This is a genomic window from Lentzea rhizosphaerae (assembly GCF_042649515.1).
In the GTDB taxonomy this organism is placed as follows: Bacteria; Actinomycetota; Actinomycetes; order Mycobacteriales; family Pseudonocardiaceae; genus Lentzea; species Lentzea aerocolonigenes.
In genome coordinates this window covers 223,223-233,436 of record NZ_JBHRZI010000023.1, presented here as the reverse complement: position 1 = coordinate 233,436, position 10,214 = coordinate 223,223, and the positions used below count along the sequence as shown (strand labels likewise).

The window sequence follows — 10,214 nt, the reverse complement described above, 5'->3', positions numbered from 1 at the left end:
AAGGTTCCCTTCATCGCGCACACCCGATCCGGGGATCAGACCGGAACGGCTGTTTGCGGTGCCTTCACCCGCTCCATGAAGGCCGCCACCAGAGCGGCTCCGACGGCGAGCACGATCGCCGCCACCACGAACGCGAGGCGGTAACCGGACACGGTCGCCTCGTTCTGCGCGACACCGGTGGCCACGGAGGCGGAGGCGTGGTTCAGCGCGATCGTTGTCAGCACCGCGAGACCGAGTGCGCTACCCAGCTGCTGCACCGACGTCTGCACACCCGAACCCAGTCCGGCGTCCTCATCGGACAGTTGGTGCAGCGCCGCGTTCTGCAGCGCGGGCAGGCCGATGGCGAGACCGAACGCGAGCACCGCGGTCGCCGGGACCAGCTGGCCCCAGAACGAGCCGTGCGCGTCGATGCGGGCGAGCAGCAGCATGCCTGCCGCCGACACCACGAAGCCGACGATGATGGCCGTCTTCGGGCCGAAGCGCGTCACCAGCTGGGTGGACAGCACCATGCCGGGGATGAACGCGATGCAGAACGGGATGTAGGCCAGGCCGGACTGCAACGGCGAATAACCCAGCACCTGCTGTACGTAGAGCGTGACGATGAAGAACATCGCGGCCATCGCACTGGTCAGCAGGATCGTCACGGCGTTGGCCGACACGCGCGTCCGGTTCGCGAAGAACCGCAACGGCATCATCGGGTCATCCGACCGCGCCTCGACCAGCACGAACAGGCCGAGCAGGATCAGACCGGCGACGAACGAACCCCACACGCCGAAGCTGCCCCAGGGGTGCTCGGCGGCGCGCAGCAGGCCGTTCACGACCAGAACCAGACCACCGGTCACCAGCAGGCCGCCGGGAACGTCGAGCTTGCGGCGGACACCCTGCGCGGGCGCGTCCTGCACCAGCTTGGCGCACAGCACGAGCGCGACGACGGCGATCGGGATGTTGATGAAGAACACCCAGCGCCAGTTCGCCAGGTCGACGAGCACACCGGACAGCAGGACACCGACGGTGGCACCCATACCGGCCAGACCACCCCAGATGCCGAGCGCCTTCGCGCGCTCCTTGGGCGTGGTGAACATCAGCACGATCAGCGCCAGCGCCGCCGGCGACGCGAGCGCCTCACCGACGCCCTGCAGGAACCGGCTCGCGATCAGCACGCCGGAGTTCCACGCGGCACCGCTGGTCAGCGACGCGAGCGCGAAGATCGACGTACCGATGACGAAAATCCTCTTGCGGCCCAACAGGTCGGCGAACCGCCCACCGAGCAGCAGCAGACCACCCGCGGTGAGCAGATAACCGTTGACCACCCAGGCGAGACCCGCCTGCGAGGTCCCCAGGTCGTTCCGGATGGACGGCAGGGCGATGTTCACGATCGTGTTGTCGATGACGATCATGAACTGCACCAGCGCCAGCACGGCCAACGCTTGCCACCGGCGAGGGTTCGCCTCGGGGGCTGTCACCCTCTCGCGGCTACGTTTCTCCACAGTGGACATGTGAACTCCCGTGAGACAGTCGAAAACGGGTCCATCCCAGGAAACTCCCACCAGGGTTCCCCGGTCCAACAACAACCAAGCCCAGCTTGACAACCAACGGTTGTTACCCAAGATGGAGCAGTGGAACTGGACATGGGGCAGGTGCGGGCGTTCGTGACCGCGGCCGAAGAACTGCACTTCGGACGGGCTGCCGAACGCCTGCACGTGAGCCAGCAAGCCCTTTCCAAGCGAGTGGGCAAGCTGGAGGATTCGCTGTCGGCGCGACTTTTCGACAGGTCCACGCAGAAGGTCGAGCTCACCCAGGCCGGTGAGCGCTTCCTCCCGTTCGCGATCGACGCGCTGGCCGCCGCGGACGCCGCCGTCGCGGCCATCAAGGGGACCAGGCAGACCGTCCGCGTCGACGTGCTCGACGAACGCCTGGCGCCCATGCAGCTCGTCCGGCACGCCACGCGCAGGCTAGAGGACCTGCCGATCGAGGTGAGCATGCGTCACGGCCTGCCGAACGCGCTGCCCGCGCTGCGCAGCGGTGAGGCCGACGCGGCGTTCGGCCGCGTGCACTCGCTGGCGCCACGAGAACTCGCCGAGCTCGCGCACCGCCTGGTGCTGCTGGAACCGCTGGCGCTGCTGGTGAGCCGCGACCACCCGCTCGCCGCCGCAGACTCCGTGGGCCTCGCGTCCTTGCGCGACGTTCCGCTCTGGGCGCCCATCGGTGGCGCGGTGGCGGAATGGGCCGCCTATCTCGAACAGTTCGCCGACGCGTGGGACCTGAACGTCGACTTCTCCGGCCCGTCGCTCAGCCTCGACCACCTGGTCGACGACATCGCCGCCCGCCCGGAGGTAGCGACGCTGGTCGGCGGCCGGATGCAGCTGCCGCCCACGTCCCGCGCGGCCGTGGTGTACCTGACCGGTCCGACACCGGTCTACCCGTGGTCGCTGGTGTGGCCCAAGGGCAAGCAGCACCCGTTGCTGGAGGCGCTGCTCGACGCGTTCACCGAGGGTTTCACCTGGCCGCCGGACGTGTGGCTGGCCGAGGCCGACCGGATCGGCCTGTCCGCGTAACCGCCGGCTGCCACGATGGAGCCATGGACGGTCCACACGACCTGGGTGGGGCGCAGGGCTTCGGGCCCGTGCGGTTCGACCCGGACGAACCGCTGTTCTCGCACGACTGGGAGCGCAAGGTCTTCGGGCTGACGATGGCCACGTCGACGGTCGGCCTGTACAACCGCGACGAGAACCGCCACGCCCGCGAGCGCATGCCGACGGACGAGTACCGCGCCACCAGCTACTTCGAGCAGTGGCTGGTGGCGATGGAGACCAACCTGACCGAGCTCGGCGTGCTGGACGCCTCGGCGTTGCGCGAGCGCGTCGCCGAGTTCCTGGAGGATCCGGACCGCGAGGTGCGCGGCAAGGACCAGCCCGAACTGTTCGAGCTGTTCCGCGACACGCTGGAGTTCGGTGCCTCGCTGGACCGGCCGGCCGGTCCACCGCGGTATTCCGTCGGCGACCGGGTTCGTGCCGTGCGGGACGCCAAACCCGGCCACACGCGGCTGCCCGCGTACGTGCGCGGCCACGTCGGTGTCGTGCACCGCGTCGACGGCTCGTTCGTGCTGCCGGACACCAACGCGCACCACGAGGGCGAGAACCCGGAAAACACCTACAACGTGGGGTTTAGCGCACAGGACCTGTGGGGTAAAGGGGACCACGAGGTCCTGGTCGACGTCTGGGAGAGCTACCTCGAACCGGCCTGAACCTGGGGAGGGATCGTGTCGGACGACGCCGAACTGCGCGCTCGGGTCAAGGCGCTGGAAGCCCTGCTCGTCGAACGCGGGCTGATCGGCGCGGACACGGTGGACCAGATCGTCGACGTCTACGAGTCCGAGATCGGGCCGTTGCTGGGGGCGAAGGTCGTCGCACGGGCCTGGGTGGACCCGGACTTCAAGGAACGGCTGCTGGACGACGCCACCGCCGCATGCGGAGAGCTCGGCATCGGCGGCCTCCAAGGCGAGAAGCTCGTCGCCGTCGAGAACACCGATCAGACGCACAACGTCGTCGTGTGCACGTTGTGCTCGTGCTATCCCTGGCCGGTGCTGGGCATTCCGCCCAACTGGTACAAGAGCCCCGAGTACCGCGCCCGCATGGTCGCCGAGCCGCGGACCGTGCTGGCAGAGGACTTCGGGTTGCCGCTCGGCGAGGACGTCGAGATCCGGGTGCAGGACTCCAGCGCGGAGGTCCGCTACTTCACCCTGCCGCAACGGCCCGCCGGCACCGAGGACTGGGACGAGGAACGGCTCGCGGGTGTCGTGACGCGCGAGTCGATGGTGGGGGTGGCGATCCTGTGACCGAGCTCCCTGCCGACGTGCCGCGCAGCAACGGCGAGCTGCTGTTCGAGTTCCCCTGGGAGAGCAGAGCTTTCGGCCTCGCCGTCGCGCTGGCCGAGTCCGGGACGCTCGTGTGGGACGACTTCCGCGCCGAGCTGGTGAAGGCCATCGGCGAGCGGGATCCCCAGGCGCCGTACCGGTACTACGAGTACTGGCTCGTCGCGTTGGAGCGGGCACTGGTGTCGACGGGGGTCTTCGACACCAGCGCCCTGTCAGCGTCAGTGCGTTCTGTCATGGACCAACGCGAGCACTAACGCGAGCTTTCCCGTCCCACGTTAAGAACCCCTGGTTAGACAGGGGTTACGTGCGCTCTCATAACCCCTTCCTAACCTCCGGCGCCTAACTTCGGCCGCCAGGCAGGTTCGGGAGGTCTACATGACACGGGCCGACTGCGGCTTGTTCTTCCGGGTCGTGGTGAACGCAGAGGGCCGCTACAGCATCTGGCCCACTGATCTCGCCGTGCCCCGGGGATGGCGGCCGACCGGCTTCTCCGGCAGCCGGCAGGCGTGCCTGAACCAGGTGGCCGAGCTGTGGCGCGACATGCGGCCCGGTGACGAGAGCGGAACGGAGTGATCGATGGGACGCTGGTTGCTGCTCGAACCCGATGCGAACGCCGCGAAACGGCTGTTCTGCTTCCCGTTCGCCGGAGCCGGCGCTTCGGCGTTCCGCGACTGGCCCGGCCGCATCGGCGACGTCGAGGTGTGCGCGGTCCAGTTGCCCGGCAGGGAGAACCGGATGCGGGACCCCGCGTACGGCGACTTCGACTCCTTCGCCGAGGACGCCGCGCGGGAGCTCGCGCCGTTCCTGGACCGGCCGTTCGCGTTCTTCGGGCACTGCATGGGCGCGTTGCTCGCGCACGCGGTCGCCGACCGGCTCGACCACAAGCCGCAGCGGCTGTTCGTGTCGTCGTCGTACGTGCCGTACCTCGGGGTGTCGAAACCGTTCCACCCCGACATGTCCGACGAGCACCTCGCCGAGGAGCTGCTGGCGATCACGAAGCGCCTGGGCGGGCCGGTACCGGCGCCGGAGCTGCTGGAGCTGTCGGTCATGGTGCTGCGCAACGACATCGAGATGTGCGTCGACCACGCGCCGCCCGTCCGGCCGCTCAAGTGTCCGATCACGACGATCGGCTGGGCGGACGACACGATCGTGCCGCCGGGGGACATGGGCGAGTGGGCCGAGTACGGCGACGTGACGCATCACGTGCTGAAGGGCGACTTCTTCGACTTCCTCAGCGCGCCCGCGGAGCTTCGCGACGTCATCGCACGGGACTTCAAGGAATGAGGCGGAAATCGTGACCAGCAAGACGCTCGTGGAACTGTTCGCGCGCAGTGTGCGGGACCACTCCGGCAAGGCCGCGGTCGCCGACGACGATCAGGAGCTCAGCTACGCCGAGTTGGACGCCCGCTCGGACGCGCTGGCGCACCGGCTCGTCGAGATCGGGGTCGGACGGGAGGACCGCGTCGCGGTGCACCTGCACCGCGGCGTGGACGTCGTCGTGGCCGTGCTCGGCGTGCTCAAGGCCGGCGCCGCGTACCTGCCGATCGACACGCGGTACGAGGGCGGCAGGCGGGACTACATGATCACCGCGGGCGAGGTGCGGCTGGTGATCACCGAACCGGACCTCGCGGCCGGGCTGCCGGACGTCGAGGTCCTGCACTGGCGCAGCGAACCGGTGGAGTCACCCGGATCGTTGCCAGGTCCCGAACCGGCTGACGCCGCGTGCGTCCTCTACACCTCGGGATCGACCGGGCAGCCGAAGGCCATCGTGCTGGAGCACCGGCAGATGGTCGCGTTCGCGCTCAACCCGGCGTTGCCCGAGATGACTCCGGAGGACCGCACCGCGCAGGTCGCGAGCATCTCCTTCGACCCGGCCAACTTCGAGCTCTGGAACACGTTCGCCGCGGGCGCCGCGCTCGTGGTGCTGCCGTCGATCCCGGAGCTGCTCGACGGTGACCTGCAGCGCGAGCTCAAGCGCCGCCGGATCACCGTGATGCTGGCGCCCGCCATCGCGATCAACCACGCGGTGAAGGTGGACCGCGACTCGTTCGCACCGCTGCGGATCCTGCACTCCGGCGGCGACGTGCTGTTGCCGTCGACGTGCCGCGACCTGCTCGCCGGCAAGTTCGAGGGACGGCTCTTCAACCTGTACGGCCCGGCCGAGACGACCACCGCGTGCACCGCGTTCGAGGTCACCGACGTGCCGGAGGACGCGGAGAGCGTGCCGATCGGCAGCGCACTGGAGGGCTACGAGCTCCACGTGCTCGACGCCGACTTCCGGCCGGTGCCGCGCGGTGAACCCGGCGAGCTCTGGGTGGGTGGCATCGGCGTGAGCCGCGGCTACCTGAACCGGCCGGACCTGACCGCGGAACGGTTCGTGCCCGACCCGTTCGCGGCCGACGGCGGAGCGATGTACCGCACCGGCGACCGCGTCCGCTGGAACGGCGACGTGCTCGAGTACCTGGGCAGGTTCGACACCCAGGTGAAGATCCGCGGTTACCGGGTCGAGCCCGGCGAGGTCGAACGGGCGTTGTGCGCCAACCCGGACGTGCGCGAGGCGGCCGTCATCGCGACCGGTGAGCAGGGGGACAAGCGGCTTGTCGCGTTCCTCGTGCCCGCGGTCGAGTCGTTGTCGCTCAAGGAACTGCGGACCGACCTCGACGGGCGCGTCGCGGACTTCCTGGTGCCCAGCGAGTTCATCGTGCTGCCCGCCATGCCGACCGACGCGCACGGCAAGCGGGACTGGGAGGACCTCGGCCACACGGCGTCGAGCCGGCTGCGGCAACGGCCGGACCACGTCGCCCCGCGCACCGACACGGAGAAGTACCTGGCAGAGCTGTGGGAGAAGCTGCTGATCGTCGAGCACGTCGGCGTCAACGACGACTTCTTCGTGCTGGGCGGCCACTCGCTGCTGGCCGTGCGGGTGCGTTCGCTGGTGCGCAAGGAGCTCGGCGTGACGCTGCGGCCGCGCGCGGTCTTCGAGTCGAGCGTGCTCGGCGAGCTGGCGGAACTCGTGGACCGGACCAGGGAAGGGGTGATGGTGTCGTGACCACCGCCAGGACCATCGATCTCACCGACACCGACCTGTTCGTGCACGGCGACCCGCACGAGGTGTGGGCCCACCTGCGGCACCACGAGCCGGTGCACTGGAACCCGTCCGCGGACGGCGGCTTCTGGTCGTTGACGAAGTACAACGACATCCACGACGTGTACCTGGACCCGTCGGCGTTCAGCTCCGAGCAGGGCACCGTGATGGGCGGTTCGTTCGGCAGCGCCCAGGACAGCGCCACCGGCCAGATGCTGATCTGCGCCGACCCGCCGGAGCACCGCCTGCTGCGCCAGCAGGTCAAACAGGGCTTCGCCGCCAGGATGCTCGAGGTCATCGGCACGAGCGTGCGGGAGTACGCCGGCCGCGCTTTGGACCGGATCGTGGCGGCGGGCGGCGGCGACTTCGCGGTCGAGGTCGCACCCGAACTGCCGGCGGGCGTGCTCGCGGCGATGTTCGGACTGTCCACAGAGGATGCGCACCACCTGCTGGCACTGACCCGCAACATGATCGGTTCCGAGGACGGCGAGTACCGGGACGGCGAACTCGCCCTGGTCAGCGCGCAGGTCGAGATCTTCGACTTCCTCGGCGACCTGGCCGACGAACGCCGCGAGCAGCCGGGCGACGACCTGGTCAGCATGCTGCTGAGCTCGTGTGTCAACGGCCGGCCGATGTCCGACGCGGAGATCCTCTACAACTCCCTCAACGTCGTGGTGGGCGGCAACGAGACCACGCCGTACACCGCGTGCGCCGGCGTGGCGGCCTTCGACGAGTTCCCGGACCAGGCGGACCGCTTCTACTCCGATCCGGAGGTACTGCCGACCGCGCTGGACGAGATCCTGCGCTGGACTTCCACGAACGCGTACGTGCAGCGCACCGCCACCCGTGACACGTCCATCCGGGACGTGGCGATCACCAAGGGCGACAAGCTGACCCTGTGGAACGCGTCGGCGAACCGCGACGAGGACGTGTTCGAGGCGGCGGACAGGTTCGACGTCACGCGCACGCCCAACCACCACATCGCGTTCGGCGTCGGCAACCACCGGTGCATCGGGCAGACGGTGGCGCGGCAGGAGATCACGATCCTGTTCGAGCTGCTGCGGGACCGCGGGATCCGGTTCGCGCTGGACGGACCGGTCGAGCGGCTGCGGTCGAACTTCATGCTGGGGACGAAGCACATGCCGGTGCGCGTGGTGTGAGTTCGGGACGGGGGATGGGCGGCCCCGTGGGAGCCGCCCATCCTCATGTGGTTGTGGCATGTGGTTGTGGCATGTGGTTGTGGCATGTGGTTGTGGCGAAGGGCGGCTCCGGGGGAGCCGCCCTTCTCACGCGGTCTTCGCCACCGCCCACGTTCTGACGAAGTTGGCGAAGAGCCGCAGCCCGTGCCCGGTCGTGATGCTCTCCGGGTGGAACTGCACCGACTCGACAGGCAACGTCCGGTGCCGCAGCCCCATGACGTAGCCGTCGTCCTCGGACCGGGCCGTCACCTCCAGCACGTCCGGCACGGTGTCCTCCACGACGATCAGCGAGTGGTACCGGGTCGCGTCGAACGGGCTGGGCAGGCCGCGGAACACCCCGCGGCCGTCGTGCCGGACCGGGCTGGTCTTGCCGTGCACCAGGTGGTTCGCCTGCCGGACGTCGGCGCCGTGCGCGAGCCCGATGGCCTGGTGGCCCAGGCACACGCCCAGCATCGGCGTCGAGTCGGCGAACCGGTGCACCAGCTCGACGTGCCCGGAGGCCGACGGGTGGCCGGGACCGGGGCCCAGGACGATGAGGTCCGGGTGCATCTCCGCCACGCCGGCCGGAGTCAGCTCGTTCGAGCGGACCACGACCGGGCCCGCGTCCACGGAGTCGAGGTACTGCCGGATGATGTGCACGAAGCTGTCGTAGGCGTCGACGACGAGCGTCCTCACGTGGCGAGCTCCTTTCCGGTGACCGCCCAGTAGGCGGCGCTCATCTTGGCCAGCGTCTCCCGCCACTCCTTGCCGGGATCGGAGTCCGCCACCACGCCGGCCGAGGCCCTGGTGCGGTACGTGGTGCCGGTGTGGGTGAGGCTGCGGATGCACAGCGCCAGGTTCAGCGTGCCGTCGAAGTCGATGAGGCCCAGCGCGCCCGCGTAGATGCCGCGGCGGCTCGTCTCGATGGACTCGATGATCTCCATCGCGCGGATCTTCGGCGCGCCCGTCATCGTTCCGGACGGGAACAGTGCGCGCACGACCTCGTAGGCGTCCGCATCAGAAACCTGGCCCGTTACCGTGGACACAAGGTGCGCCACGTGCGAGTAGCGGTCGACGACGAGCATGTCCGGCACGTCCAGCGTGTCGCGGTCGCAGACGCGGCCGATGTCGTTGCGGCACAGGTCGACCAGCATGACGTGCTCGGCGATCTCCTTGGGGTCCGCGCGCAGCCGTGCCGCCGCCTCGGGACCGGCGTCCAGCGGGATCGTGCCCGCGATCGGGCGCATGGTCGCGACTCCGCCGTCGTAGCGCACGAACAGCTCGGGGCTCGCACCGATCACGGTGTGCCCGCCGAAGTTCGCGAGGTACATGTACGGCGACGGGTTGCGTTCCCGCAGCCGCCGGTAGACGTCGATGGGCGCGAGCTGGCTGGTGATGCGCAGCTCGTGCCCGATCTGCACCTGGTAGATGTCGCCGATCGCGATGTGGTCCAACGCCCGCAGCACGTTGCGGTGGAAGGACGGCTCGTCGGTCTCGTCGACGCACTCCGCCGGGGGAAGCCGGGGAGCGGGAACCTCAGGGGCGCCGGTCAACGCGTCGAGCACCGCGTCCGGTTCGAGGTCGGGCCACAGCGAGCTGTGGTGCACGAGCAACTCCGCCTCGCCTGTGGTGAGGTCGAACCGGATCCGGCCCTGGTGCAGGACCACGCACACGTCCGGTTCGTCGTGGTTGCGCGCGATGGTCCGCGGCAGCTGTTCCACGTAGTGCGCGGTGTCGTAGCCGAAGAACGACAGGAAGCCGAAGTCGGGCAACGACGGGAACGCGTTCTGCGCCTGGCGCAACAGCTCCCACAGGTCGTCGAAGGGCAGCGAGATCCTCGACCGCACCGCCTCGACCACGGCCGGGACGCCGGTGAGCCGCACCTCGTCGCCGAACACCGACAGCGTCAGCAGCACGCCGAAACCGACCACCGCGTGGCGGCAGTCGGTTTCCGGGCCGGACGGCGACTCGAGCAGGTAGACCTCGTCCGTGCCGAACCGTTCGGCGAGGGCGAGGTAGGTGGTCAGCGGGTCGGCCGCCGGGAGTGCCCGGCGCTCGGTCGACACCATCGCGGCCT

Annotated in this window: 11 protein-coding genes; 8 read left to right on the top strand and 3 right to left on the bottom strand. The window is 69.3% G+C overall.

The genetic code is table 11. From position 1 onward, the window contains the following. Positions 1-35 precede the first annotated feature (35 nt). Complete coding sequence (locus ACFOWZ_RS28125; protein WP_382376913.1) at positions 36-1,496, bottom strand: MFS transporter; 1,461 nt, start codon at positions 1,494-1,496, stop codon at positions 36-38. Between the two features lie 120 nt (positions 1,497-1,616). Here ACFOWZ_RS28125 and ACFOWZ_RS28120 point away from each other — a divergent pair, with 120 nt between their 5' ends. From ACFOWZ_RS28120 to ACFOWZ_RS28085, 8 genes are all read left to right on the top strand, one after another. After that, positions 1,617-2,555, top strand: coding sequence for a LysR family transcriptional regulator (locus ACFOWZ_RS28120; protein WP_382376912.1), 939 nt, complete (start codon positions 1,617-1,619; stop codon positions 2,553-2,555). Positions 2,556-2,578: 23 nt separating this feature from the next. Next, a complete protein-coding gene (gene nthB, locus ACFOWZ_RS28115; RefSeq protein WP_382376911.1) occupies positions 2,579-3,244 on the top strand; it encodes a nitrile hydratase subunit beta in 666 nt (221 codons plus the stop codon). 12 nt (positions 3,245-3,256) lie between these two features. After that, positions 3,257-3,835: a nitrile hydratase subunit alpha gene (gene nthA, locus ACFOWZ_RS28110; RefSeq protein WP_382376989.1), complete on the top strand. Its 579-nt coding sequence runs from the start codon at positions 3,257-3,259 to the stop codon at positions 3,833-3,835. Next, positions 3,832-4,128, top strand: coding sequence for a nitrile hydratase accessory protein (locus ACFOWZ_RS28105; protein ID WP_382376910.1), 297 nt, complete (start codon positions 3,832-3,834; stop codon positions 4,126-4,128). Before nthA ends, ACFOWZ_RS28105 begins: the two co-directional genes overlap by 4 nt. Before the next feature lie 121 nt (positions 4,129-4,249). After that, positions 4,250-4,447: an MbtH family protein gene (locus tag ACFOWZ_RS28100; RefSeq protein WP_382376909.1), complete on the top strand. Its 198-nt coding sequence runs from the start codon at positions 4,250-4,252 to the stop codon at positions 4,445-4,447. 3 nt (positions 4,448-4,450) lie between these two features. Next, positions 4,451-5,158 carry a thioesterase II family protein gene (locus ACFOWZ_RS28095; protein WP_382376908.1) on the top strand — a complete coding sequence of 236 codons (708 nt, stop codon included), beginning with the start codon at positions 4,451-4,453 and terminating at the stop codon, positions 5,156-5,158. A gap of 10 nt (positions 5,159-5,168) precedes the next feature. Continuing rightward, the gene (locus ACFOWZ_RS28090; protein WP_382376907.1) at positions 5,169-6,923 is read left to right on the top strand and encodes a non-ribosomal peptide synthetase; all 1,755 of its coding nucleotides are present in this window, start codon (positions 5,169-5,171) and stop codon (positions 6,921-6,923) included. Then, a complete protein-coding gene (locus ACFOWZ_RS28085; RefSeq protein ID WP_382376906.1) occupies positions 6,920-8,119 on the top strand; it encodes a cytochrome P450 in 1,200 nt (399 codons plus the stop codon). Before ACFOWZ_RS28090 ends, ACFOWZ_RS28085 begins: the two co-directional genes overlap by 4 nt. Before the next feature lie 126 nt (positions 8,120-8,245). On the opposite strand, the gene ACFOWZ_RS28080 is transcribed toward ACFOWZ_RS28085, so the two are convergent. Continuing rightward, positions 8,246-8,833, bottom strand: a complete 588-nt coding sequence (locus ACFOWZ_RS28080; RefSeq protein WP_382376905.1) for an anthranilate synthase component II — start codon at positions 8,831-8,833, stop codon at positions 8,246-8,248. Continuing rightward, positions 8,830-10,206, bottom strand: coding sequence for an anthranilate synthase component I family protein (locus ACFOWZ_RS28075; RefSeq protein ID WP_382376904.1), 1,377 nt, complete (start codon positions 10,204-10,206; stop codon positions 8,830-8,832). Before ACFOWZ_RS28075 ends, ACFOWZ_RS28080 begins: the two co-directional genes overlap by 4 nt. Between the last annotated feature and the right edge of the window lie 8 nt (positions 10,207-10,214).